Here is a 23,812-nt window from a genome sequence, read left to right as displayed (position 1 = left end):
TCAGTCAATATACTCGAATACTCGCACAACTCGTTGCACACCGCCCGTGTTGCGGACGATATCGGTGATTTTATCGGCTTCGGCGCGAGAGACCAAACCCATCAGGTATACGCTGCTGTTCTCGGTCACGACTTTCACCCGGCCACCTTCCACATCGCGGCTGGCGTACAGCTTGGTTTTGACTTTGGTGGTGAGCCAGGTGTCGTTGGTCCGGGTCATGAACGAAATGGGCTCTGAGACTTCAAGTTCGTTATGGACCTGGCGCACACTGTGAATCTGGCCGGCGGTGCGCCCGGCAAGGCTGCGGACATCCTGGTTGGGAACCTGTCCGACCAGCAACACTACAGCGTTGTAGCTGTGTACAGAGATGGGGGCATCGGAGAGGGTATCGCTTACCTTGTTGATGTTGACGGTGGCGATGGTTTCGATTTGCTGGTCATCGATACGCATGCCAAATGTGCGCTTGCCCGGATTGAGCTCGATGGGCTCATCGGTGGTGGCGCCGACAATGGTGGTGCAGCCGGTGGCGTTCAGCAGCAATAGCAGCAGGGGCAGCGTCAATAAAGACAGTCGCGGATAACCCATCAGTGAAAACCTCCGAACAGGTGCTGATCAATCAAGTCGCACAGACAGAAAAGCGTCAGTAAATGTACCTCTTGTACTCGCGTGCGGGAAGGAAGGGCCGCACGCAACTCAATGTCTCCGTGATCCAGCAATGAGGCGGCGTCCCCGCCATCACCACCGGTTAATGCTATGACACGGATATGACGTTCGTGTGCGGCGCTGATGGTTTGCAGCAGGTTGCTGTCGCTGCCGGTGCTGGTGAACAGCACCAGCACATCGCCCTCCTGGCCGACGGCCCGAAGCGGTTTGGCGTACACGTCATTGCCGCCACCGTCGGTGGCCATGGCGCTACCAGAGACCAGGTCCGAACCAATATGCAGAGCGGGCAGGCTCGGACGTTCCTGTTCGAACCGGTGCAGCAGGCAGTTGGTTAGAATCTGAGCCTGCGCGGCGGAAATACCATTGCCACAGGTCAGGATTTTGTGGCCGTTCAGCAGGGCTTCCACCATGATTTCACTGGCCCTGGCAATGGCGGGCGCCAGCTCTTCGCCAGTTTGCATGGTGGCTTCGATACTTTCGTGAAACAGGGTGATGACCCGTTGTTCCATAGTAGTTCCGTTCTCACAGTGCAGGCTCAAGTAGCGCCAAAGGCGTCCTTGAGCCAGATAATGGATTCGCCGTTGTCGGAGCGAGGGTTGATCGCCACGACATCGAAACGACCGTTGACCTTATCGGTCAGGCCCGTTCGCAATAAATAATGCCGGGCGGCCCGAAGCAGCTTTTGTTGCTTGCGGTAATCCACACTTTCCGCGGCGCTGGCAAACGCGTGGTGGGTGCGTAACCGCACCTCCACGAACACCAGGGTATCGCGATCCGCCATGATCAGGTCAATTTCACCCAGTTTACAGCGGTAGTTGCGTTCGCGCAGAGTCAACCCCTGACGGGTCAGATACTGCTCGGCTTCCTGTTCAGCGAGGCGACCTCGCTCAGCGCGCGCCGGGTGGTTGCAGTTCCTCATTGTCTTGTTCCTCCTGAGTGTCCATACGTGGAGTGACGGTGACCAGTGGCAGGGCCTCTCCGCCTTGAAATCGTGCCCAGACCAGTTCCCGTTCGATGCGGCTTCCGGGGCGCATACGCAGGGCACCGGTCGCCCCGTAAAGGCGGGCATCTTCGACTTGTTCCAGTTGCGGGAGTCTGGGGTAAAGCCGGTACGCATCGACGCCCAGGGCATGGAGTCGACCGTAAATAGCGGGTGCGTTGGCGTGCTCTGCCAGCGTGGCTTTCTCTTCGAAATGGTTGCCGAGCAGCCAGGGCAAGGTGTTAAAACGGATACCGTTCAAATCCCGGTTGCTTTTGGTGTCCTGCTCACCGGTATAGATGTGGCTAGTGGCGTACACAGGCAGATCCCCGGCGTAATGGAACGCGAGGGTGGGGCGAATTTGTCGGCCCTGGCCGGGCTCGGCCATCAGGAAAATCATGTCGATATCCTGGCGGCGACGAGGCTCGAATTCGAGGTAACTTCCCAGCAGACGCGTGACGGCCTGTCGCCGTGCCTGACTTTGATCGATGAGCAAGGCCTGCTGGATAATGCTGGAATAATCATCAGTGCCAGAGAACTGGCTGTCGATGGAAATTTCGCCACCAAGCGCGCGCCACTCTTCGGTGAAAGCCTGGGCGCTACGCGAACTCCAGTTGCGGTCAGGGGCCAGAATCATGGCGTTGCGGCGACCTTCCTGATAGGCGCGGCGCGCCACCTGGCGAGCTTCGTCTTCGGCGGCCAGACCGAACTGGTACAGCCCTTCGGGCGCCTCGGGACGCTCCTGATCCATGGGCGCATCAATATAGTTTAGCGTCAACACCGGAATGGGGAGGTCCGGTTGCTCGTAAAGGCGCTGAACCTTCTCCTTGTCCAGAGGGCCGATGATCAGATCGGCACCTTCGGCAATCGCCTGCTCATACAGATCGAGTATGTCGGTGTCGCCGCTGGTATTGTATTGGCGGATTTGCGGGACCCGGCTTTGCTCCTGTTGAGAACGGTAATAAGCCGCGAGGAAACCGTCGCGCACAGCGTCAGCGGCTCGGGCCAACGTCCCTTCCTCTGGTAACAACAGGGCGATCTGTCGGGGCTGCTGTTCGATCATTTTCCTCAACAGTTGCAGATCATTGGGCAGGTGGCGGTTGGCCGGATGATCGGGCCAATCGCTTTGCCATTGATCGATACGGCTTTGTTGGCGCTCTAGGTTGGCCTGGTTATTTTTGCTGATCGCGGCGAGGCTTAGCCATCCTTGCAGCTGGCGCTCCTCTGCCTCGTCGGAGGCGGTTTCCAGTTCCTCTCGCGAGAGGCTCATCAGACCTTGCCATAGGGCTTCCCGGTTTTCGGTGGCCGAGATTTCCTCGGCCAGCAGGCTGTCCAGTTGGATGCGTTCTTTGACACTGGCTATCACCTGTCCCGTGCGGTTGAACAGCTGAGCCCGCAGCTCGCGCAGGGCAATCTCCCGCTCAGGGCTCATCTCGCTCCACTGTTGTTCGAGGCGGGGGTTGGTTAAAATGCGCTCCGCTAAATAATAGGAGCCTTCATCCAGTGCCAGTGTGCCCAGCAGCTCCGTGTGGAGCCGAAAGGCGACAGGATCGAGCTGGCGACTGTCGATGGAACTCAGCAGGTTGCGCGCCCAGTCAAACTCTTGCTGGTCTACCAGAAGGTCGGCGGCCTCCAGAAGGTAGCGCTCGCGCTGCGGGGATTGGCTGGCACGAGCTTCATCTACGAGAGATTTGATTCGTGCCTCTACGGCTTCGCGAGACAATAATTCCTCTCCCTGAGGGCCTGTCTCGGAGGGCGGGGTACTGCTGCAACTGGCTAGCAACCAAACCACCAGTAGCCAGGCCGACAGGGCCGACAAGGTGCCTAAAGGTCCCCGATAATGCATGATGCGTTTCTCCAGTGATGTGTCGGCCAGTCGTTCCTCGGTCCGGCAAAGCCACAACTTAACAAGCCCTTGTCGGGTAGTCGGCCAGGGCGATGTAACCAAAAGGCAAACGCCATGAATGACAGCCTTGCGTCCAACAACCGTGAACTCGATGGCGCTCTCGATGGTATTGAGGGCGGCGGTGTTTTGTACGTCGTTGCCACACCCATCGGCAATTTGGGCGATATGGTACCCCGTGCGGTGGAAATTCTACAATCGGTCAATCTGATTGCGGCTGAGGATACCCGCCATAGTGCGAGACTTCTGTCTCAGTTTTCGATCACGACACCCGCCATCTCGTATCATGACCACAATGATGCGCACAAAACCGATCAGTTGATCGAGCGTTTGCTCGGTGGCGATAACATCGCGCTGATTTCAGATGCCGGCACCCCTTTAGTGTCCGATCCCGGATTTCGCCTGGTGCGTGCCGCTCGACAGCGCGGAGTATCCGTGGTGCCGGTGCCTGGAGCCTGCGCACTGGTGGCGGCGTTGAGTGCCTCGGGTCTGCCTTCAGATCGTTTTTCCTTTGAGGGGTTCCCGCCCCCGAAAGCCCAGGCTCGTGAACAGTGGCTCAGCGCCCTCGCACAAGAGACCCAGACGCTGATTTTTTACGAGGCACCCCATCGCGTGCTGGCATGCCTGGAAGCCATGGCCAAAGTGTTTGGGGAGGAGCGATCCGCCGTGCTGGCCCGTGAGCTGACGAAAACATTCGAAACGATCCGGTTGGCTCCGTTGGGGGAGCTTGTGGAATTTGTGCGGCAGGATGCGAATCAGCAGCGGGGCGAGATTGTGTTGTTGGTGGCGGGCGCACCGGTGAGACATGAGCGTGTGCTCGGGGTGGAGGCCGAACGGGTAATGGCCCTTTTGTTGGAGGAGTTGCCCATAAAGCAGGCCGCAACGCTCGGAGCGAAAATCACCGGTGTTAAAAAGAACGCGTTGTACCAATGGGGGCTGGAGCAGAAGTCAGCACAGTGACACGGCGCGCTTGCGCGCGTCAGCCTCTGCCGGTATCCTTTTGGCTCGGAGTCGGCTCGGCAGTCGCTTCGGTGTTCGCACCGGGGAGGAAAGTCCGGGCTCCACAGGGCAGAGTGCCAGGTAACGCCTGGGGGACGTGAGTCCACGGAAAGTGCAGCAGAAAGTAAACCGCCTAAGCGGCCTTGGTCGCCGGTAAGGGTGAAAGGGTGCGGTAAGAGCGCACCGCGCGCCTGGTAACAGTGCGTGGCGATGGTAAACCCCACTCGGAGCAAGACCAAATAGGAACCCAATGGTGCGGCCCGTACCGGGTTCGGGTAGGTCGCTTGAGGTACGCGGTGACGCGTGTCCCAGATGAATGACTGTCCTTGACAGAACCCGGCTTACAGGCCGACTCCGTATTGCCTGTTTTTTTAGAGCTTTCGCTTCTATCCCCTCCTCTTTTTAATGCTAAAAAATCACAAACTTAATGTAATACTTTAAGTTTGTTGGCCAACTGGTTGAAAGTTTAAGAAAGACCCGACTTTCCTCTTGTTGCCGTTCTGGCAGTTTCCTGTGTATCCCTACAGTTTTCCCGACAGATGCCGTGAAGTTCGCCGCATTTTCCTTCTCTATTGCTTGACTTTGGTTGGGCCGGATTTATAGTGTGCCATTAAGTGGTAAAAAGTGGTTATTAGTGGTTTTTTGTGGATTTTTAGTTCGGCGAAGTGGTCAATAGTGTTTCGTCGGCCCATAACCAACAGGTGAAAACGCATCGTGCTCACAGGCAGTCACGCCATCAATATGGACGCAAAAGGTCGCATGGCGATCCCGACTCGCATTCGCGAGTCGTTGGTCGCCTCGTGCGATGGCCGTCTGGTGCTGACCGCGCATACGCAGGAGCGTTGCCTGTTGGTATACCCCGAGCCCGACTGGCAGGCCAAGCTGCCGACTATTCAGGCGCTGCCGACACTAGATCCGGCGGCCCGTCGCATTCAGCGGTTGTGGATCGGTTATGCCACGCCGGTGGAGATGGACGGCAATGGTCGAATTCTGGTCCCGCCGACCTTGCGCAGCTTTGCCAGTCTCGACAAGAAGCTGATGCTGGTAGGGCTTGGGGACAAAATTGAACTGTGGAACGAAGAACATTGGCTCGACCTGCTGGAAGAGCCTGCGGAAACTGAAATTTCCCCCGAATTGCAATCGCTGACGTTCTGATTCGAGGCGATCCAGGCCGCCGGATCGGCCGAACAGGGGTGAGGGAGTACAGACGGCGGTCGCCGAACAAAAACAGCCCGGTTCAGTTCACCCATAAATGTAAGCGGTGAACGTGAGTCGGCGCTGAGGCAAGTTGGAAGACACGCCGTCTGATGGCTTGGTCAACAGAAACGAGATAGAGATGCAATGAGCGATCTGCCCCACCAGACAGTGCTGCTGAATGAAGCGGTTGAGGCCTTGATTCAAGACCGCAACGGTTTCTACGTGGACGGCACTTTTGGTCGGGGAGGTCACAGCGCCGCCATCCTCAATCGCCTCTCGGACCAGGGACGTCTGTTGGCCTTTGATAAGGATACGGCCGCGATAGACGTGGCGCACCGACGTTTCGCTGACGATGATCGGTTCTCCGTGGTTCAAGCGTCATTCGCTGAGCTGGCCGAGCAGGTCGAAGCGCTGGGGATGAAGGGTCATGTGAATGGACTGTTGCTGGATCTGGGCGTTTCCTCTCCGCAGTTGGATGATGCCGAGCGCGGATTTAGTTTTCTGCACGATGGCCCTCTGGATATGCGCATGGACCAGACGCGCGGCCAAAGTGCGGCGGAGTGGCTGGCCCAGGCTCCAGAGGAAGAAATTACACAAGTATTGAAAGAGTACGGCGAAGAACGGTTTGGCAAGCGCATGGCCCGCGCCATTGTCAGTGCGAGAGCAGAGCGACCGATTGTTCGTACCGGACAGCTGGCCGAGATCGTCAAGGCCGCTAACCCGGCCTGGGAAAAGGGAAAACACCCGGCCACCCGGGCCTTCCAGGGAATTCGCATTCATGTGAACAGTGAGCTGGCGGATCTGGAAGCTGTTCTGGCGCAATCCATGGATGTGTTGGCACCCGGCGGACGGCTGGTGGTGATCAGCTTTCATTCTTTGGAAGATCGGCTGGTCAAGCGCTTTATTCGGCGCCAGGAGCAAGGCGAGCCCTTGCCGCGAGGCCTGCCGGTGACAGACGCCCAGCTGGAGCGGCGGGCACGCAGCCTGGGGAAAGCCGCCCGGGCGGAAGCACAGGAAGTGAGTGCGAATGTTCGAGCCCGCAGCGCGATTATGCGCGTTGCGGAAAAACTATAACCGGAGCGCTTGCATCATGGCCAACACCTCAGCCAAGCCGACGTCACCCCGGAGCATCGCTCTGGGCGTGGCGGTGTTGTGGCTGTTGGTCATGGTATCGGCGCTCGCGGTGATTGCCTCCACCCATCAAACCCGGCAGCGGGTCGACCGCCTGGAAACCTTGCGTCGGGAGGCGGCTGAGCTACAGGTGGTGTGGGGCCAATACATGTTGGAGCAAAGCACGTGGGGAGCTTACACGCGAGTAGAGCGGCTGGCACGGCGCGAACTGGATCTGCGCCTCCCCACGGATGATGACATTGTGATGGTGGTCCATGAGTAAGCGGCAGACATTAACAATCGCCCGCTGGCGAGTCTGGCTGGTGGCCCTGGCCGTTGTGCTGCTCGGGGCCGCTTTGCTTTGGCGTCTTGCCAGCTTGCAGGTGCTGCCGCACACCGATCAGGGTTATCAGTTCTTACAGGGGCAGGGGCAGGCGCGCACCTTGCGGACCGAACCCGTCAGTGCGTATCGAGGCGTAATTACGGATCGTAATGGTGAGCCGCTGGCTGTCAGTACGCCGGTGACCACGCTGTGGGCGGATCCCTCAGTGTTGCTGCAATCCCCGGAGCGCTGGAGCGAGCTGGCGCGGGCGCTGGATATGCCGGAGTCGGATCTGGAGGGGCGTCTGTCCCGCTACAGCGGTAAGGAGTTCATGTACCTCAAGCGCAACATGGCGCCTCACGCTGCGGAAACGGTGTTGTCGCTGGAGGTGCCGGGTGTCTACAGCCAGCGGGAATATCGCCGCTTTTACCCGGCCGGTGAGGTTGCAGCGCATTTGGTGGGCTTTACCGATGTCGACGATCGCGGGCAGGAAGGTATCGAACTGGCTTACGATGCCTGGCTCTCTGGCGAGAGTGGTGCCAAGCAGGTTTTGAAAGACTTGCGGGGTCGCACCGTCAAGGAACTGCAACTGGTCAAATCGGCCCGGCCGGGTCGTAACCTGGCGCTCAGTATCGATCTGCGTTTGCAATACCTGGCGCACCGTGAACTTAAAGAAGCTGTGCGGGCTAATCATGCCAAAGGCGGTTCGTTGGTGATTATCGACGTCCACACCGGTGAAGTGTTGGCCATGACCAATCAGCCTTCCTATAACCCCAATGATCGGTCGGGTCTGCGTTCCGATGCGCTGCGTAACCGCGCGCTTACCGACCTGTTCGAGCCGGGCTCCACGATGAAACCCTTTGCGGTGATGGCCGCTCTGGAAACCGGCAACTTTACTCCCGATACGGTGATCGACACGACGCCCGGCTATGTTCAGGTCGGTCGCAAAACGCTACTTGATCCGGTGAACTACGGTCCCCTGACCTTAACTCGCGTGATTGCCAAGTCCAGTCAGGTGGGAATGAGCAAGCTGGCACTAAAACTTGACCCGGCGGTGATTCGCAATATGTACCGTCGCCTCGGTATCGGGCAGGCCGTGGGTACCGGCTTTCCGGGTGAAGCGGTGGGGTTGCTGCCCAATTACGCAAACTGGCGACCGATTCAGCGTGCGACCTACGCGTTCGGTTACGGCCTGAACCTGACCGTCATGCAATTGGCTAATGCGTATGCCACGGTGGCGAATGGCGGATTGAAACAAACGCCTTCCCTGCTCAGAGTCGACCATGTGCCTGAACCTGAGCGGGTGGTCGATGAAGCGCTGGCCGACAAAGTGGTGGGCATGCTGAGGCACGCCGTGGGTTCAGATGGTACTGCGCACCGGGCGGAAATCTCCGCTTACCCGGTCGCCGGTAAAACCGGGACCGTACACAAGGTCGGCGTGGGTGGTTATGTGGAGAATCGCTATATTGCCTCGTTTGTCGGGATGGCACCGGTGGATAATCCGCGCATTGTAGCGGCCGTCATCATTGATGAACCCTCGGACGAACGATACTTCGGTGGGCAGGTAGCAGCTCCCATCTTTTCCAGGGTGGCTGAGGGTGCGTTGCGCCTTCTCCAGGAACCCCCGGTGTTGCCGGACCGTGGGTCTGTGGCCGATGAAAAGAAATCTTCCGGGGAGCCTTGGTCATGAGCGCGCTCCGGAATGTCTACTTGTCTGAATTGCTGGCGGGTTTCACCTCTGCCGCCGTGGGTGGTGGTGATCCACAGGTGAGTGGATTGGCGCTGGACAGCCGCAAGGTGGTGCCCGGTGACGTATTTGTTGCGCTTAAAGGTGATGTGACTGACGGACGTGACTATATAGAAGACGCTGTCGCAAACGGAGCCGTAGCGGCTCTGGTGGAGGCTGACACTCCAGTAGAGGCATTCCCCGGTGAAGTGGTCAATGTGCCAGTGGTTAAAGTGCCCGTGGTGGAAGTGCCGTTATTAGCGGCGCAGCTCAGTGCTCTCGCGGATCGTCTGTACGAAGCTCCCAGCAAGCGGGCCACGGTCATCGGCGTAACGGGCACCAATGGTAAAACCAGCTGCGCATTGCTGATGGCTCAATTGGCCGCCGCCCGAGCGGATCGCAAGGGACCCGCCGCCGTGATCGGAACACTGGGCTACGGCTTGACGGATGAACTGGCGAATTTGACCCACACGGGGTTAACCACGCCGGACGCGGCAAGCCTGCAAAAAATGTTGCACGAGCTTGTGCAGCAGGGCGCGCACACGGTTGCGATGGAAGTGTCCTCTCACAGCCTGGTTCAGCGTCGGGCAGCGGCCGTTTCCATGCCGGTGGTACTGATCACTAACCTGACCCGTGATCACCTGGATTACCACGGTGACCTGAAAGCCTACGGCGACGCCAAGGCGCTGATTTTGCAGCAGCCTGGTTTGCAAACCGCTCTTTTAAATGCCGACGATGACTGGGCCAATGCGCTGTCCGAAAAAGCGCCCGCCTCGGTCAAAACGCTGCGTTATTCCCTCAATAAGGAAGACGCGGATATCTGGGTGTCAGACCGTGTGGAGCAGCGTTCCGGCGTCAGCGCCCTGATGCATTCGCCGTGGGGCGAGGGGGAATTGCACAGTCCGCTGCTTGGAGAGTTCAATCTGTCTAACCTGCTGGGTTCCATCGCCGCACTGTGCGCTGCGGGTATGCCGCTGGCGGAAGCCCTGGCCGCGACGCCGACATTGCGTCCGGCACCGGGGCGCATGGAACCGGTGGTCCTGGACGAGCAACGCCAGGACGTGCAGGTCGTGGTCGACTATGCCCACACGCCTGACGCACTGGAAAACACTCTGAAAGCCATGGCCAAACATAACACCGGGCGGCTTTGGTGTGTGTTCGGTTGTGGGGGCGATCGCGATCGTGGCAAGCGGCCACTAATGGGGCGCATTGCCGAGCAGCTTAGCGATTATGTTGTGGTGACCAACGACAACCCCCGTACTGAAGACCCGGCACAAATAGCGGCGGATATTCTCAAAGGGATGAACAATGATCACCAGTGTTTGGTCATTGCCGACCGCGCGCAGGCCATCGATCTCGCCATTCAACAGGCGCGCGCGGGAGACACGGTCCTGGTCTCAGGGAAAGGGCATGAGGATTACCAGATATTTGCGACGGAAACGATAGCGTTTAGCGATCGGGATGTGGTCAGCCATTCCCTGCGTCGGCGACTGAACAAGCAGCTTTCAGCGGAGGGTATCGCATGATCGGACCGATGATGCTCTCGGAACTCGCCCAGCGCTTCGGCGGTGACTTATTGAACGGGGATGCCGAATTTCAACGGCTGGGTATCGACACCCGCACGATTCGTCATGGCGACCTGTTCCTTGCCATTAAAGGCGAACGTTTTGATGGTCACGATTTTGCTGAAACGGCGGTTGAGCGTGGCGCCTGCGCACTCGTCGTGGCGAAACCTCTGCCTGAGTTGGCCGTGCCGCAATGGGTAGTTCCCGATACGTTGCCCGCTCTGGGGAAAATCGCCAAGGTAAATCGCGAACGTTTCGCCGGGCCGCTGGTGGCGATTACCGGCAGCAGCGGGAAAACCACGGTAAAAACCATGCTGGCCGGCATTCTGGTGCGAGCGGGCAGCGTTCTGGCCACGCGCGGCAATTTGAACAACCACATCGGGGTGCCCCTCACCTTGCTGGAACTGGAAGCTCACCATCAATACGCTGTGATTGAGATGGGGGCCAGCGGCCCAGGTGAGATTGCCAGCTACTGCCAATGGGCCTCGCCCGATGTCGCACTGATTAATAACGTGATGCCAGCTCACGTGGAAGGCTTTGGGTCGGTGGCCGGAGTGGCGCGGGCCAAAGGAGAAATTTATCAGGCCTTGCCGACGGATGGCACGGCGGTGATTAACCAGGATGATGCGTTTGCCGAGGGCTGGTTACAAACACTGCCGTCACAAAGAATCGTCAGCGTTTCGCTGAATAACGAGCGTTGCGACTGCTTCGCACAGGACATTCACTACCGCCCGGATGGCACCACCTTCACGTTGGTGGTGGCCAAAGAACAAGCCCGGGTACAGCTTGTGGCGCCCGGCGAGCACAACGTGCGCAACGCTCTGGCCGCAGCGGGGTGCGCTTATGCTCTCGGCCTTTCCGCGCAAGCGATTGCACGCGGCCTGGAGGGCTTCGAGCCGGTGGCCGGACGTATGTCCGCGTGTCGCGGTTGGGGCGGAGCGCTGATTATCGACGACAGCTACAACGCCAACCCGGGGTCGGTGCGGGCCGCTATCGATGTGTTGGCTTCCCAGCCTGGCCGTCGCATTCTCGTGCTGGGCGATATGGGGGAACTGGGTGAGCACAGCGCGCCGTTGCACGATGAGGTCGGCGCGCTGGCGCGCGAGCGCGGTGTTGACCGATTGCTGACATTGGGTCCACTGAGTGCAGGCGCGGCCAAAATGTTTGGCGAGGGGGCAGAGACGTTTCCCGATCACGACACAATGATTGAAGCCCTCAAGGGCGAATTGAATGGAGATACCCGAGTGTTAATCAAAGGCTCCCGTAGCGCCGAAATGGATCGAATCGTGCGCGGTCTGAGCGAAAGTGGAGAATCCCGCTAATGCTACTGTGGCTGGCAGACTATCTACAGGAATACTGGCGCGGCATGGCCGTGTTTCAGTATCTGACGTTGCGCGCAATTCTCGGCGTTCTGACCGCACTCGGCTTGTCGCTGCTACTGGGGCCCTGGGTGATTCGTCGCTTGAACTATCTGCAAATCGGCCAGGCCGTGCGCACCGATGGACCACAGACGCACTTGAGCAAATCCGGGACGCCCACCATGGGCGGCACCCTCATCCTGGCGGCGATTTTTATCAGCACGTTGCTGTGGAGTGATCTGACGAATCGTTACGTGTGGGTGGTGCTGGTTGTCACCGCGATATTCGGCGCTGTGGGCTGGGTGGATGACTATCGCAAAGTCGTGCACGCCAATTCGCGCGGGTTGCCTGCGCGCTGGAAATACTTCTGGCAGTCCGTCGGCGGACTGGGCGCGGCGTTGTTTTTGTACTACACCGCCATCACTCCGGCAGAAACCCAGCTGTTTGTTCCGTTTTTCAAGAATGTGGCACTGGACCTTGGCGTTTTCTATCTGGTGCTGACCTACTTTGTGATTGTCGGCTCCAGTAACGCCGTGAACCTGACCGATGGACTGGATGGGCTGGCGATCATGCCGTCCGTCATGGTGGGTGCGGCACTGGGCGTCATTGCTTATCTGTCGGGTCACGTGGAGTTTGCCAGTTACCTGCACATTGCCCACATCCCCGGAGCGGGCGAGCTGGTAATTTTCTGCGCCGCACTCGCGGGGGCGGGGCTCGGCTTTCTCTGGTTCAACACCTACCCGGCGCAGGTGTTCATGGGGGATGTCGGCGCACTCGCACTCGGTGCTGCGCTCGGAGTGATTGCCGTGATTGTGCGACACGAAATCGTCTTGTTCATTATGGGCGGTATTTTCGTGATGGAGACCGTCTCTGTGATCCTTCAAGTGGCGTCTTATAAGTTAACGGGTCGGCGGATTTTCCGCATGGCGCCGCTGCATCACCATTTTGAATTGAAAGGCTGGCCAGAGCCGCGCGTGATTGTGCGCTTCTGGATTATTACTGTCATGCTGGTCTCTTTCGGACTGGCGACCTTGAAACTGCGTTAGTGGAGCTGTGAACACTGTGCCTCAGTTAATCGCCACCAGTTGCCAAACGGCCATTGTCGGCGCCGGTATTACCGGCGTCTCGGTGGCGCGTTTTCTGGTGCGCCGGGGCCAGGCGTTCAAGTTGCTTGATACTCGCGAAAACCATCCGCAGCGCGAAGAATTAGTGCGCGAGTTCGGCGCACAGCGTGTCCAGTTCGGGCCACTGGACCCGCAGTGGCTGGGACAGCAGGAAGAGGTAGTGGTCAGCCCCGGCATTGATTTGCGCACCCCGGCGCTACAGCAGGCGCGCAATGCTGGCGCACGGCTGGTGGGTGACATTGAGTTGTTCACTCGCTACGCGACGGCGCCGATGATCGCGATTACCGGCTCCAACGCCAAAAGCACAGTCACCACGCTGGTGGGACAAATGGCGTCGGACGCGGGCGTGAAGGTGGCCGTCGGGGGCAACCTTGGAACACCGGCGCTGGACCTGCTGACCGATGATGTTGAACTGTACGTGTTGGAGTTATCCAGTTTCCAACTGGAAAGCGTGAGCAAGCTCGGCGCCAAGGTGGCGACGATTCTGAATGTCAGTGCCGATCATCTGGATCGCTATGCCGACATGCCAGCCTATCATCAGGCCAAGCTGCGCGTTTATTTCGGAGCCGAGCAGGTGGTGTACAACAGTCAGAGTGTTCTGACGCAGCCGCCGATGAGTGTTAGCGCGGTGCCGATTACGTTCGGTGGTCGCCCGGAGTTCAAGCGCTTTGGAGTAGCAGAACACAACGGTGAGGATTGGCTGTACTGGCAGTTGACGCCGCTGATGGCCACGAGCGAGTTGAAAATTCGCGGCCGCCATAACGTGGACAATGCGCTGGCGTCTTTGGCGCTGGGTTATGCCGCCGGTCTGCCCATGGAGTCCATGAAAGAAACATTGCGTCATTTCACTGGTCTCCCCCACCGTTGTGAATGGGTGGCAGAGCGCAATGGTGTCACGTTTTTCAATGACTCCAAAGGCACAAATGTGGGCGCTGCCGTTGCTGCTATTGAAGGGCTGGCACCAGCCGACGGCAAAGTGGTGTTGATTGCCGGAGGCGATCCTAAAGGTGTGGCGTTTACCGATTTGCGCAAACCGGTCGCGAGCTATGTCAGGGCTGTCGTGGTGATCGGTCGCGCCGCCGCTCAGCTTGAAGAAACCCTCGACGAACTGGCGACCACAATTCGCGCTGGCAGCATGAGTGAGGCGGTGGAAAAAGCCGCTGAGGTCGCCGAATCGGGCGATGTGGTGTTGTTATCTCCGGCCTGTGCGAGCTTCGACATGTTCCGCAACTACCAGGATCGGGGCGATCAGTTCCGGCAAGCGGTGGAGGAACTGTCATGATCGAGTGGCTCAAACAGCAGTGGGAAGAGTCGGTCGGTGTGTTTCGCGGCGGAGCGGATCGTACCTTAATTGCATTGTGGCTGGCACTGCTCAGTATTGGGCTGGTGATGATTACTTCGGCCTCCATTGCGTTTGCGTCAGAGCAGTATGGTGACCCCTGGTTTTTCGCCAAGCGCCATGGTTTCTACCTGGTACTCGGCCTGTTGGGTGCGTTGGTCGTGGCGGCCGTTCCGATTAAACGGTGGCAGCAACACGCGGGCTGGTTAATGGTGGCCACACTGGTTCTTATGTGCGTGGTGTTGGTGCCGGGTATTGGGCGAGAGGTAAATGGAGCGCGTCGCTGGCTGAATCTCGGTGTTATTTCTGTTCAGGTGTCGGAAGTGGCCAAGTTTGCCGCCGTATTGTTTTTTGCCAGTTTCTTTGCCCGTCGACACCAGGAACTGTATACCGGGTGGCAGGGGTTTGTGAAACCCATCCTGGTGCTGGCGTTGGTGTGCATCTTGTTGTTGCTGCAACCGGATTTCGGCAGTGCGGTGGTACTCGCCGGAGTCGCACTGGCGATGATGTTTATCGCCGGCGTCAAATTGTGGCACTTTGGATTGCTGTTGATTGGCGCGCTGGCAGCGCTGGCAGCGCTGGCTATTTTTGAGCCCTATCGCATGCAGCGGCTGGTGACGTTCCTCGACCCCTGGGCCGCCCAGTTTGATTCCGGTTATCAGTTGACGCAATCACTTATCGCCTTTGGGCGTGGTGAGTGGTTTGGCCTCGGGTTGGGCAACAGTTTGCAAAAGCTTTTTTATCTGCCCGAGGCGCACACCGATTTTATTGCCGCCATTATGGCGGAAGAGCTGGGACTGACTGGACTGGTGGCGATTCTTGGCGTGTTTGCGGCGTTGATTGTGCGGGTGTTCCGAATCGCGCGGGCCAGTCTGTCTGCCAACCGGCTTTTTGCGGCGTTCGCGGCCTACGGCATTGCGATTCTGCTCACTTGCCAGGTGTTTATTAATGTCGGAGTCGCCTCCGGGCTTCTACCCACCAAAGGGCTGACCCTGCCATTCATCAGCTATGGCGGCAGCAGTTTGTTGGTGGGTTGTGCGTTGGTGGCTTTTGTAATTCGGGTGGACTGGGAACAGCGTCAGGCGGTCTCCGTCGTTCGTTCCTCCAGTGCGCGTATTCGCCCGGTGTCGGTACGGGCTCAACTGAGGGAGGCAGCATGATGACACCAGCCTCTCCCAACGCTCGCAAGGCGCTGCTTATGGCAGGTGGCACTGGTGGCCATGTGTTCCCGGCACTGGCCGTGGCACGTGAACTGCGGGCGCAAGGTTATCAGTTGGCATGGTTGGGAACCGCACGCGGTATTGAAGCCCGAGTGGTGCCCGAAGCGGGCATTTCGTTGCACTGCCTTTCTGTGCAGGGCGTGCGCGGCCGGGGTGTTGTGGGTTTGTTCAAGGCGCCGTTTTTGATTCTGGCGGCTGTGGTTCAGGCACTCAACGTCATTCGGCGCTTTCGTCCGGATGTGGTGGTGGGGTTTGGCGGTTTTGCGTCAGGCCCTGGGGGATTGGCCGCGGTGTTGTCGTTCAAGCCTTTGGTCATTCATGAACAGAACGCCGTGCCTGGAACCACCAACCGGTATCTCGCCCCAATGGCAAAACGGGTGTTGACGGCCTTCCCGACGAGACTGAAAGGTGCTCAGACAGTGGGCAACCCTGTGCGCCGGGAATTGGCGGCCATCGCCGGACCGGAGGTGCGCTTTGCGAATCGTGCGCAGCAGCCTTTGCGATTGCTGGTGCTGGGCGGCAGTCTGGGGGCGAAGGCGATCAACGAATTGTTGCCAGAGGCGCTGGCGCGGTTGCCCGACGAGGGACGCCCCGAGGTTCGTCATCAAACCGGTGCGGCGCATCGCGATGCGACACAGGCGCTGTATGAGCAGTTGGGCGTGGACGCGCAGGTGGAGGCCTTTATTGAGGATATGGCCGAGGCTTACCACTGGGCCGATTGGGTTATCTGCCGGGCGGGCGCTTTGACGGTGTCGGAATTGATGACCGTCGGTTTGGCGGCGTTGTTGATTCCGTTTCCTCACGCCATTGATGATCACCAGACACACAACGCGGCGGTACTGGTAAACGCGGGAGCGGCGGAAGCGGTATCCCAACGGGACTTGGATGCGGAAAAACTGGCCGCGCTGATTCGTGAAGAATTTTCTGATCGCCAGAGGTTGCTCGAGATGGCGATGAAAGGTCACGCACTGGCTCGCCCCGAAGCGGCGCAGGTAGTGGCTGAACACTGTATTGAGGTAGCTCGTGGGTAATAACGCTGTGGATAAAGCCGTGCAACATTACGAAGTGCCCGAAATGCGCCGTATTCGCCGCATCCATTTTATTGGTATCGGTGGCGCGGGTATGAGCGGTATTGCCGAGGTGTTGTTGAATCAGGGTTACGAGATTACCGGCTCGGACTTGAAAGAGTCGTCGACCACACGGCGACTGACGGCCATGGGCGCCACTGTGTTTATTGGTCATCGGGCGGACAATGTGGCCGATGCACATGTGGTGGTGAACTCCAGCGCTGTTAAAGCGGACAACCCGGAAATGGAAAGCGCGCGGGAGCGTCGTATCCCGATTGTCAGACGTGCCGAGATGCTGGGCGAATTGATGCGTTATCGTCACGGCATTGCGGTTGCGGGTACGCACGGTAAAACCACGACCACCAGTTTAATGGCTTCCGTGCTCGCGGCGGGTCGTCGTCACCCGACGTTCATTATCGGCGGTCTGGTGAACAGCGCTGGTAGCAACGCGCAGTTGGGGGCAAGCCGCTATTTGGTGGCAGAGGCGGACGAAAGCGATGCCTCTTTTTTGCACTTGCAGCCAATGGTGGCCATCGTCACGAATATCGATGCGGATCATATGGACACCTACGGGGGCGATTTCAATCAGTTGAAGCGTACCTTTGTCGAGTTTATTCACAATCTTCCGTTCTATGGACTCGCGGTGTTGTGTGGCGACGACCCGGTCATTCAGGACATTATTCCAGAGCTGTCACGTCCCACGTTGACTTATGGGTTCGATGAGCATTGTGACTTCCGGGCCGTGAATGTCACGAAAGACAAAATGCGCACGCAGTTTGAAGTGTTGCGCCCGGATCGGGATGAACCGTTGTCGATTGAGTTGAACATTCCCGGCCTTCACAACGTACTCAATGCGACCGCGGTGGTAGCCGTTGCGTCTGATGAGGGCGTGAGTGATTCGGCGATTCAGGAAGGCTTGAAAAATTTCGCTGGTGTGGGGCGGCGCTTTCAGGTGTACGGCAATTTCCGCGTGGGAGATAAGGATGCCATGTTGGTGGATGACTATGGTCATCACCCGCGCGAAGTGGCCGCAACGATTGCCGCGATTCGGGATGGCTGGCCGGAGCGTCGGTTGGTGATGGTGTATCAGCCGCATCGGTACACCCGTACCCGCGATCTTTACGAAGACTTTGTGGAAGTACTGTCCTCGGTTGACCAGCTGGTGTTATTGGAAGTGTACAGCGCTGGCGAAGATCCTATCCCCGGCGCGGATGGACGCCACCTGAGCCGCAGTATCCGCTTGCGCGGTTCGGTGGAACCGATTTTCGTGGAGTCTGTAGACGATGTGCCGGATGTGGTGCGGGACATCGTCCAGCCCGGTGACATTGTGATTACCCAGGGCGCCGGGAATGTCGGCGCGCTGGCGGTAGAACTGGCCCGACGCGAATTGCGTTGAGCATAGAAGGTAGAAGCAGACGTGAGCATGAACAAGGCCACAACAGTGAATGAAACACAGCCGTTTGCCGGTCGGGTGGGTGTGCTTTTTGGCGGCACCTCCGCCGAGCGGGAAATCTCGCTGCAAACCGGCAAAGCGGTATTGGATGCGCTGCAGCAAGGCGGCGTGGATGCCTTTGGTATCGACATTGGTCGCGATGCTGTCAAGCAGCTTCAAGACAGCCCGATGGACCTTGCGTTTATCGCCCTGCACGGCCCCGGCGGGGAAGATGGACGTATTCAGGCAGTGCTGGAATACCTCGGTATTCCCTACACCGGCAGCGAAGTGGCCGCGTCGGCATTGGCGATGGACAAGCTGCGCAGTAAACAGTTGTGGGCGGGCATAGGATTATCGACTCCGGAGTTCGCGCTCTTGTCTGACGACAGTGACTGGGATCAGATTCTGAAGACACTCGGCGGCGATGCCATCGTCAAACCGGCGCACGAAGGGTCCAGCATAGGCATGGCCCGGGTGCAGTCGGGGAAAGAGCTGGCCGACGCCTATGCCCTGGCCGCGCGTTACGACGGCAGTGTTCTGGTTGAGCGCTTGATCGTGGGCAGCGAATATACGGTGGCGATTCTGGGCGGCGAAGCATTGCCACCCATTCGACTGGAAACCGAGCATCGTTTCTACGATTACGATGCCAAGTATCTGGCCGATGACACACGTTACCTGTGCCCCTGCGGGCTGGAAGAGGAGCGTGAGCAGGCTTTGAAATCATTGGCACTGAACGCTTTCGACAGCCTCGGTTGTCGCGGGTGGGGCCGAGTGGATGTGATGGCGGACCAGCACGGTCATTTCTATTTACTGGAAGTGAACACAGTGCCGGGTATGACCAGCCACAGCCTGGTGCCGATGGCGGCCCGCGCGGCGGGAATGGATTTTGTGACACTGGTTCAGCGGATTATTGGGGCGTCTTGCCGGGAGTCATGAACAGCGGCTTGCGCAGAAGCTCGCCCACGCGGGGTGCCAGTCGGAAAGCCTCTCCCCGGCGACGCTGGGCGCCGGTGACCGCAGGCATAAGGCGGTGGGGGTTGCCAGCGTTGTTGTTGATTGGCCTGGGAGGATTAGCGGGCTGGGCGCTTACCCCGCTGAGCCATTGGTTCAATCGACCCGTTGCGGAAGTGAGTGTAGAAGGGGCGTTTCGGTACTTGAGTCGCGAGCGAGTGGAAACGCTGTTGAGCGAGCAGTTGGGAGAAGGATTTCTGAAAATGGATCTCGCTCAGATTAAAGCAGCACTGGAAGCTGAACCCTGGATTGCCAGGGCGTCGTTGAGTCGGCGTTGGCCGGATGGATTGCAGGTCAGAATTTATGAAGAGGAGCCCATTGCCCGCTGGGGCGACACCGGGTTTCTCAACCGCCGCGGCGATATTATTGCGGTGGACGATTTGTCGGCACTCGAGAGTTTGCCGGAACTGAAAGGGTCGGACAGAGATGCGGCAAGCATGATGGCCCGGTATCAGGATCTTTCCCAGTTGCTGCGGCATCGGGGACTAGCGATCAAGGCGCTGCACAGCGATCGGAAAAGTGCGTGGCGATTGATATTGGCCGATGGTGTTGTGCTGGTGGTGGGTCGGGACCAGGTGCTGGAGAAAATGCAGCGATTCGCCCTGGTGTTTGATCGCCGACTGCAACGCCAGTGGGACGAGGTGAAACAAGTGGATTTGCGTTACCAAAACGGCGTGGCGGTAGCCTGGAAAGATGCAACGGACGATGACGATGAGTAAGGCCGAAGACCGGTCCTTAAAGACGACAACACAGCAGAACAGCAACCGATGGAAAACAGTGACATGCAAACGAGGTTCGTACAATGGCCCATGTAGCTGACAACAAAATGATTGTTGGGTTGGATATTGGCACATCCAAAGTCGTGGCTATTGTCGGTGCCATTACCCCCGAAGGTGACGTGGAAGTGGTGGGTATTGGCTCCCATCGTTCCAGCGGCCTGAAAAAGGGTGTGGTGGTTAACATCGAGTCCACCGTTCAGTCGATCCAGAGAGCGGTTGAAGAGGCTGAATTGATGGCAGGCTGCCAGATCCACTCTGTGTATGCCGGGATCGCCGGCAGCCACATCCGCAGCCTCAACTCCCATGGCATCGTGGCCATCCGCGACCGTGAAGTGTACCCGCAGGATCTCGAACGGGTGATCGATGCGGCTCAAGCGGTAGCGATTCCGGCGGATCAGAAAATTCTGCACATACTGCCGCAAGAATTTTTGATCGACGACCAGGAGGGCGTCAAAGAGCCCCTGGGGATGTCGGGCGTGCGCCTGGAAGCGAAAGTGCATTTGGTGACCTGCGCCGTCAACGCCGCACAAAACATTGAAAAATGCATTCGCCGCTGCGGTCTTGAGGTGGAGGATGTCATTCTGGAACAGCTCGCTTCCAGCTTCTCCGTGCTGACCGATGATGAAAAAGAACTCGGCGTTTGCGTGGTGGATATCGGCGGCGGTACGACGGATATTGCCGTTTTCAAAGAAGGCGCCATTCGACACACCGGCGTGATTCCGATCGCGGGTGATCAGGTGACCAATGATATTGCCATGGCGTTTCGCACACCCACGCCGCATGCCGAAGAAATCAAAATCAAGTACGCGTGCGCGCTGGCTAAACTGACTGGCCCGGATGAGACGATCAAAGTACCCAGTGTGGGGGATCGCCAGCCTCGGGATCTGTCACGACAAGCGTTGGCCGAGGTGGTCGAGCCGCGTTACGACGAATTGTTCACGCTGGTGCAGGCCGAGCTGCGCCGCAGTGGCTTCGAAGATCTGATCGCCGCCGGGATCGTACTGACCGGCGGCACCGCGAAAATGGAAGGCGTGGTGGAACTGGCCGAGGAGATTTTTCATATGCCGGTTCGCCTGGGTGCGCCGCAGAACATTCGCGGCCTGAAAGATATTGTTAACAACCCGATTTACTCAACCGGCGTTGGTTTACTGCAATACGCCGTCAAGCAGCAACAAGAGGGGAGGGCTATTACTCATGTTAAAGACAGCGACGACTCCTGGTTCGGGCGCTTGAAAAAACTGTTTCAAAGCCATTTTTAATGGCTTCGCTAAAACTTTTTGATTGGTCACATTTTTAATTTGTCAAAGGAAAAGGGGACTTACTATGTTTGAGCTGGTAGATAACATCCCGCAAAACGCTGTTATTAAAGTGGTCGGTGTCGGTGGCGGTGGCGGTAACGCCGTCAAGCACATGATCGACAGCAACATTGAAGGCGTTGAATTCATTTGCGCCAACACCGATGCCCAGGCGCTGAAAGACATTGACTCACGCACGGTCCTGCAACTGGGACACAGCATGACCAAGGGTCTCGGTGCCGGTGCAAACCCAGAGGTGGGTCGTCAAGCCGCGATGGAAGATCGTGAGCGCATCGCCGAGGTTCTGCAAGGCGCCGATATGGTGTTCATCGCGGCCGGTATGGGCGGCGGTACGGGCACAGGTGGTGCGCCTATCGTGGCCGAAATTGCGCGCGATCTGGGTATTCTCACGGTGGCCGTGGTCACGAAGCCGTTCCCGTTCGAGGGTCGCAAACGTATGGTGGTGGCCGATGCCGGGATTAAAGAATTGCAGGAGCGCGTCGACTCATTGATCACGATTCCGAATGAGAAGTTGCTGGCCGTTCTGGGCAAGTCCACCAGTCTGCTGGACGCGTTCAAGGCTGCCAATAATGTGTTGCTCGGTGCGGTTCAGGGCATCGCGGACCTGATCATCCGTCCGGGTATGATCAACGTCGACTTTGCCGATGTGCGCACTGTGATGTCCGAAATGGGCATGGCGATGATGGGCACCGGGCACGCCACGGGTGAGAACCGGGCTCGTGAAGCCGCCGAAGCTGCCATTCGCAGTCCGTTGCTGGAAGATGTGAACCTGCAGGGTGCGCGCGGCATCCTGGTGAACATCACCGCTGGTATCGACTTGTCTCTGGGCGAGTACTCTGAAGTGGGCAACACCATCGAAGAGTTCGCGTCGGCCGATGCTACAGTCGTGGTTGGCACAGTTATTGATCCGGAAATGTCCGACGAGCTGCGCGTGACGGTCGTGGCGACTGGCCTGGGAGCACCGGCAAAGGAAGAAAAGCCTACCGGTAAAACCAAGGTGGTCGTGGATAATACGCGTCGCAAAAATACCGGCGAAGTGGATTACAGCAGTTACGAGCGGCCGACCGTGATGCGCCAAAGTGCCCCGGCGGCGGGCGGGCAGTCCTCGGCGGCGGCTGCCATACCCGCCACGGAAAAAGAAATGGAATATCTGGATATCCCGGCATTTCTGCGTCGGCAAGCAGACTAACGGTGTCATACAAACCCTCCTTTATGACCCGGTTTATGGGTCGCCCAGAGGGCGATAGGCTCAGACAATCACAGGGATTGTGATCTTTTTATAGAACCTTTGGAGTGTACGTTGTCTGAGTGAGAGCCTGAGTTGTGTGTTCCCGATGGCGCTGAGCCAAGTGCTGGAAGTGCTCTCCACGGGAACGGTCAGGCTGACGGGTTTGTACCGTTGTGAAACGTAAAGTGAGGTAAAAGTCACCAATTTGGTGCATTTAGCGACAGTTTCAGTAGTGGCTAAAATGAAAAGTTGCTACAATCGCGTCCTTTTTACAATTCGGCGGCGGAGCCTCACAAGGGCACCAACGCCACAGCCAAAGGTGGGCTACTTAAGGTAATGATCAGACAACGCACCCTCAAAAACGCCATCCGGGCAACCGGTGTTGGCTTACACACTGGCCAGAAAGTGTATCTGACGCTTTTGCCGGCGCCGGCTGATGCTGGCATTGTGTTCCGTCGGGTTGATCTGGACCCGGTCGTTGAGATCGAAGCCAAAGCCGAAAACGTTGGCGACACCACACTGTCCACTACCCTGGTCAAAGGTGATGTTCGCGTGTCCACGGTAGAACACTTGCTCTCAGCCATGGCTGGCCTGGGTATTGATAATGCCATTGTTGAAGTCAGTGCGCCGGAAGTGCCGATTATGGATGGTAGTGCCGGACCGTTCGTATTCCTGATTCAGTCGGCAGGCATTCAGGAACAGGCGGTGGCCAAGAAATTTATTCGCATCAAAAAGCCGGTGACCGTGGAAGAGGGCGACAAAAAAGCCAGCTTCCTGCCCTTCAACGGCTTTAAGGTGTCGTTCTCCATCGAGTTTGACCACCCCGTGTTTGAGGGGCGTAACCTGCAGACTTCGGTGGATTTTTCCAGCACCTCCTTTGTAAAGGAAGTGAGTCGCGCCCGAACCTTTGGTTTTATGCACGAAATTGAGTACCTGCGCTCCAAGGGCCTGGCCAAAGGCGGCAGCGTAGATAACGCCATTGTGGTGGACGACTATCGCATTCTTAATGAAGATGGGCTGCGTTACGAAGATGAGTTCGTCAAGCATAAGGTGTTGGATGCCATTGGGGACTTGTACTTGCTCGGCAACAGCCTGATTGGTGAGTTCAAGGCCCACAAATCCGGCCACGGCCTGAATAACAAGTCTCTGCGTCAGTTGATCGCCCAGCGCGATGCGTGGGAAGTGGTGACCTTTGAGGATGAGAGCACCGCGCCGATTTCCTACATGAAGCCGCTGCTGGCCGTGTGAACTGACTGCGGTCTGGCACAAAAAGCCGCATAAGGCCGAGCCTTATGCGGCTTTTTTCGATAAACGGCCAGGCATAAAAATTGGTAATCACGCCCTGAATATGCCATATTGGCCCCGGTTTCTCAGATCGGGCAGTTTCTTTCCAGTGAGCAGGCCAGTGACCATACCAGTGACTAGAGTTCTCTGGTTGCGTTGGAAGAATTTCCAGAATAGCTTGGGCAAACAA

General features: G+C 58.0%; 21 protein-coding genes and 1 other RNA gene. 18 read left to right on the top strand and 4 right to left on the bottom strand.

Features of this window, described 5'->3' with window-relative positions; all coding sequences use genetic code 11:
- From ACQCLF_RS06125 to ACQCLF_RS06110, 4 genes are read right to left on the bottom strand one after another with little or no spacing between them, the layout of a single operon-like run.
- A complete protein-coding gene (locus tag ACQCLF_RS06125) occupies window positions 1-585 on the bottom strand; it encodes a BON domain-containing protein (protein WP_426985421.1) in 585 nt (194 codons plus the stop codon).
- Entirely contained in the window at window positions 585-1,172 is a 588-nt protein-coding gene (locus tag ACQCLF_RS06120) for a D-sedoheptulose-7-phosphate isomerase (protein ID WP_426985420.1), read from the bottom strand. Before ACQCLF_RS06120 ends, ACQCLF_RS06125 begins: the two co-directional genes overlap by 1 nt.
- Before the next feature lie 26 nt (window positions 1,173-1,198).
- On the bottom strand, window positions 1,199-1,582 hold the full coding sequence (locus ACQCLF_RS06115) for a YraN family protein (RefSeq protein WP_426985419.1): 384 nt from the start codon (window positions 1,580-1,582) through the stop codon (window positions 1,199-1,201).
- A complete protein-coding gene (locus ACQCLF_RS06110) occupies window positions 1,551-3,488 on the bottom strand; it encodes a penicillin-binding protein activator (RefSeq protein WP_426985418.1) in 1,938 nt (645 codons plus the stop codon). The genes ACQCLF_RS06115 and ACQCLF_RS06110 overlap by 32 nt, the downstream gene beginning before the upstream one ends.
- A 114-nt stretch (window positions 3,489-3,602) precedes the next feature.
- Between ACQCLF_RS06110 and rsmI the strand changes: the two genes are divergently transcribed.
- The 18 genes from rsmI (at window position 3,603) to lpxC (ending at window position 23,586) form a co-directional block, all read left to right on the top strand.
- On the top strand, window positions 3,603-4,505 hold the full coding sequence (gene rsmI / locus ACQCLF_RS06105) for a 16S rRNA (cytidine(1402)-2'-O)-methyltransferase (protein WP_426985417.1): 903 nt from the start codon (window positions 3,603-3,605) through the stop codon (window positions 4,503-4,505).
- 47 nt (window positions 4,506-4,552) lie between these two features.
- Window positions 4,553-4,904: RNase P RNA component class A (gene rnpB, locus ACQCLF_RS06100), an RNA gene on the top strand.
- Between the two features lie 354 nt (window positions 4,905-5,258).
- Window positions 5,259-5,699: a division/cell wall cluster transcriptional repressor MraZ gene (gene mraZ / locus ACQCLF_RS06095; protein ID WP_426985416.1), complete on the top strand. Its 441-nt coding sequence runs from the start codon at window positions 5,259-5,261 to the stop codon at window positions 5,697-5,699.
- A gap of 186 nt (window positions 5,700-5,885) precedes the next feature.
- Complete coding sequence (rsmH, locus tag ACQCLF_RS06090) at window positions 5,886-6,815, top strand: 16S rRNA (cytosine(1402)-N(4))-methyltransferase RsmH (RefSeq protein ID WP_426985415.1); 930 nt, start codon at window positions 5,886-5,888, stop codon at window positions 6,813-6,815.
- A 16-nt stretch (window positions 6,816-6,831) separates the two neighbouring features.
- On the top strand, window positions 6,832-7,134 hold the full coding sequence (gene ftsL, locus ACQCLF_RS06085; RefSeq protein WP_426985414.1) for a cell division protein FtsL: 303 nt from the start codon (window positions 6,832-6,834) through the stop codon (window positions 7,132-7,134).
- Window positions 7,127-8,863, top strand: coding sequence for a peptidoglycan D,D-transpeptidase FtsI family protein (locus tag ACQCLF_RS06080; protein ID WP_426985413.1), 1,737 nt, complete (start codon window positions 7,127-7,129; stop codon window positions 8,861-8,863). The genes ftsL and ACQCLF_RS06080 overlap by 8 nt, the downstream gene beginning before the upstream one ends.
- Window positions 8,860-10,425, top strand: coding sequence for a UDP-N-acetylmuramoyl-L-alanyl-D-glutamate--2,6-diaminopimelate ligase (locus tag ACQCLF_RS06075; RefSeq protein WP_426985412.1), 1,566 nt, complete (start codon window positions 8,860-8,862; stop codon window positions 10,423-10,425). Before ACQCLF_RS06080 ends, ACQCLF_RS06075 begins: the two co-directional genes overlap by 4 nt.
- The gene (locus ACQCLF_RS06070; protein ID WP_426985411.1) at window positions 10,422-11,786 is read left to right on the top strand and encodes a UDP-N-acetylmuramoyl-tripeptide--D-alanyl-D-alanine ligase; all 1,365 of its coding nucleotides are present in this window, start codon (window positions 10,422-10,424) and stop codon (window positions 11,784-11,786) included. The genes ACQCLF_RS06075 and ACQCLF_RS06070 overlap by 4 nt, the downstream gene beginning before the upstream one ends.
- Window positions 11,786-12,868: a phospho-N-acetylmuramoyl-pentapeptide-transferase gene (mraY, locus tag ACQCLF_RS06065; protein WP_426985410.1), complete on the top strand. Its 1,083-nt coding sequence runs from the start codon at window positions 11,786-11,788 to the stop codon at window positions 12,866-12,868. Before ACQCLF_RS06070 ends, mraY begins: the two co-directional genes overlap by 1 nt.
- Window positions 12,869-12,884: 16 nt before the next feature.
- Window positions 12,885-14,228, top strand: coding sequence for a UDP-N-acetylmuramoyl-L-alanine--D-glutamate ligase (gene murD / locus ACQCLF_RS06060; RefSeq protein ID WP_426985409.1), 1,344 nt, complete (start codon window positions 12,885-12,887; stop codon window positions 14,226-14,228).
- Window positions 14,225-15,445 (top strand): putative lipid II flippase FtsW, encoded by a 1,221-nt coding sequence (ftsW, locus tag ACQCLF_RS06055; protein ID WP_426985408.1) that lies wholly within the window; start codon window positions 14,225-14,227, stop codon window positions 15,443-15,445. The genes murD and ftsW overlap by 4 nt, the downstream gene beginning before the upstream one ends.
- Window positions 15,442-16,536 carry an undecaprenyldiphospho-muramoylpentapeptide beta-N-acetylglucosaminyltransferase gene (murG, locus tag ACQCLF_RS06050; RefSeq protein WP_426985407.1) on the top strand — a complete coding sequence of 365 codons (1,095 nt, stop codon included), beginning with the start codon at window positions 15,442-15,444 and terminating at the stop codon, window positions 16,534-16,536. Before ftsW ends, murG begins: the two co-directional genes overlap by 4 nt.
- Window positions 16,537-16,579: 43 nt before the next feature.
- Window positions 16,580-17,968, top strand: a complete 1,389-nt coding sequence (gene murC / locus ACQCLF_RS06045) for a UDP-N-acetylmuramate--L-alanine ligase (RefSeq protein ID WP_426985769.1) — start codon at window positions 16,580-16,582, stop codon at window positions 17,966-17,968.
- A gap of 27 nt (window positions 17,969-17,995) precedes the next feature.
- Window positions 17,996-18,940 (top strand): D-alanine--D-alanine ligase, encoded by a 945-nt coding sequence (locus tag ACQCLF_RS06040; protein ID WP_426985406.1) that lies wholly within the window; start codon window positions 17,996-17,998, stop codon window positions 18,938-18,940.
- 101 nt (window positions 18,941-19,041) lie between these two features.
- Window positions 19,042-19,734 carry a cell division protein FtsQ/DivIB gene (locus tag ACQCLF_RS06035; RefSeq protein WP_426985405.1) on the top strand — a complete coding sequence of 231 codons (693 nt, stop codon included), beginning with the start codon at window positions 19,042-19,044 and terminating at the stop codon, window positions 19,732-19,734.
- 83 nt (window positions 19,735-19,817) lie between these two features.
- Entirely contained in the window at window positions 19,818-21,053 is a 1,236-nt protein-coding gene (ftsA, locus tag ACQCLF_RS06030) for a cell division protein FtsA (RefSeq protein ID WP_426985404.1), read from the top strand.
- A gap of 64 nt (window positions 21,054-21,117) precedes the next feature.
- Window positions 21,118-22,299: a cell division protein FtsZ gene (gene ftsZ / locus ACQCLF_RS06025; protein ID WP_426985403.1), complete on the top strand. Its 1,182-nt coding sequence runs from the start codon at window positions 21,118-21,120 to the stop codon at window positions 22,297-22,299.
- 375 nt (window positions 22,300-22,674) lie between these two features.
- Window positions 22,675-23,586, top strand: a complete 912-nt coding sequence (lpxC, locus tag ACQCLF_RS06020) for a UDP-3-O-acyl-N-acetylglucosamine deacetylase (protein WP_426985402.1) — start codon at window positions 22,675-22,677, stop codon at window positions 23,584-23,586.
- Window positions 23,587-23,812: the final 226 nt, after the last annotated feature.

Source organism: Marinimicrobium sp. ARAG 43.8, assembly GCF_050113635.1.
Lineage (GTDB): Bacteria > Pseudomonadota > Gammaproteobacteria > Pseudomonadales > Cellvibrionaceae > Marinimicrobium.
Note: the sequence above shows the minus strand (reverse complement) of the source record. Positions and strands in the feature narration are given on the sequence as shown.

Bases quoted from the DNA above. Each gene is read 5' to 3' on its own strand.
- ACQCLF_RS06125 (WP_426985421.1), bottom strand. From the start codon at position 585: ATGGGTTATCCGCGACTGTCTTTATTGACGCTGCCCCTGCTGCTATTG.
- ACQCLF_RS06120 (WP_426985420.1), bottom strand. From the start codon at position 1,172: ATGGAACAACGGGTCATCACCCTGTTTCACGAAAGTATCGAAGCCACC.
- ACQCLF_RS06115 (WP_426985419.1), bottom strand. From the start codon at position 1,582: ATGAGGAACTGCAACCACCCGGCGCGCGCTGAGCGAGGTCGCCTCGCT.
- ACQCLF_RS06110 (WP_426985418.1), bottom strand. From the start codon at position 3,488: ATGCATTATCGGGGACCTTTAGGCACCTTGTCGGCCCTGTCGGCCTGG.
- rsmI (WP_426985417.1), top strand. From the start codon at position 3,603: ATGAATGACAGCCTTGCGTCCAACAACCGTGAACTCGATGGCGCTCTC.
- rsmH (WP_426985415.1), top strand. From the start codon at position 5,886: ATGAGCGATCTGCCCCACCAGACAGTGCTGCTGAATGAAGCGGTTGAG.
- ftsL (WP_426985414.1), top strand. From the start codon at position 6,832: ATGGCCAACACCTCAGCCAAGCCGACGTCACCCCGGAGCATCGCTCTG.
- ACQCLF_RS06080 (WP_426985413.1), top strand. From the start codon at position 7,127: ATGAGTAAGCGGCAGACATTAACAATCGCCCGCTGGCGAGTCTGGCTG.
- ACQCLF_RS06075 (WP_426985412.1), top strand. From the start codon at position 8,860: ATGAGCGCGCTCCGGAATGTCTACTTGTCTGAATTGCTGGCGGGTTTC.
- ACQCLF_RS06070 (WP_426985411.1), top strand. From the start codon at position 10,422: ATGATCGGACCGATGATGCTCTCGGAACTCGCCCAGCGCTTCGGCGGT.
- mraY (WP_426985410.1), top strand. From the start codon at position 11,786: ATGCTACTGTGGCTGGCAGACTATCTACAGGAATACTGGCGCGGCATG.
- ftsW (WP_426985408.1), top strand. From the start codon at position 14,225: ATGATCGAGTGGCTCAAACAGCAGTGGGAAGAGTCGGTCGGTGTGTTT.
- murG (WP_426985407.1), top strand. From the start codon at position 15,442: ATGATGACACCAGCCTCTCCCAACGCTCGCAAGGCGCTGCTTATGGCA.
- murC (WP_426985769.1), top strand. From the start codon at position 16,580: ATGCGCCGTATTCGCCGCATCCATTTTATTGGTATCGGTGGCGCGGGT.
- ACQCLF_RS06040 (WP_426985406.1), top strand. From the start codon at position 17,996: ATGAACAAGGCCACAACAGTGAATGAAACACAGCCGTTTGCCGGTCGG.
- ftsA (WP_426985404.1), top strand. From the start codon at position 19,818: ATGGCCCATGTAGCTGACAACAAAATGATTGTTGGGTTGGATATTGGC.
- ftsZ (WP_426985403.1), top strand. From the start codon at position 21,118: ATGTTTGAGCTGGTAGATAACATCCCGCAAAACGCTGTTATTAAAGTG.
- lpxC (WP_426985402.1), top strand. From the start codon at position 22,675: ATGATCAGACAACGCACCCTCAAAAACGCCATCCGGGCAACCGGTGTT.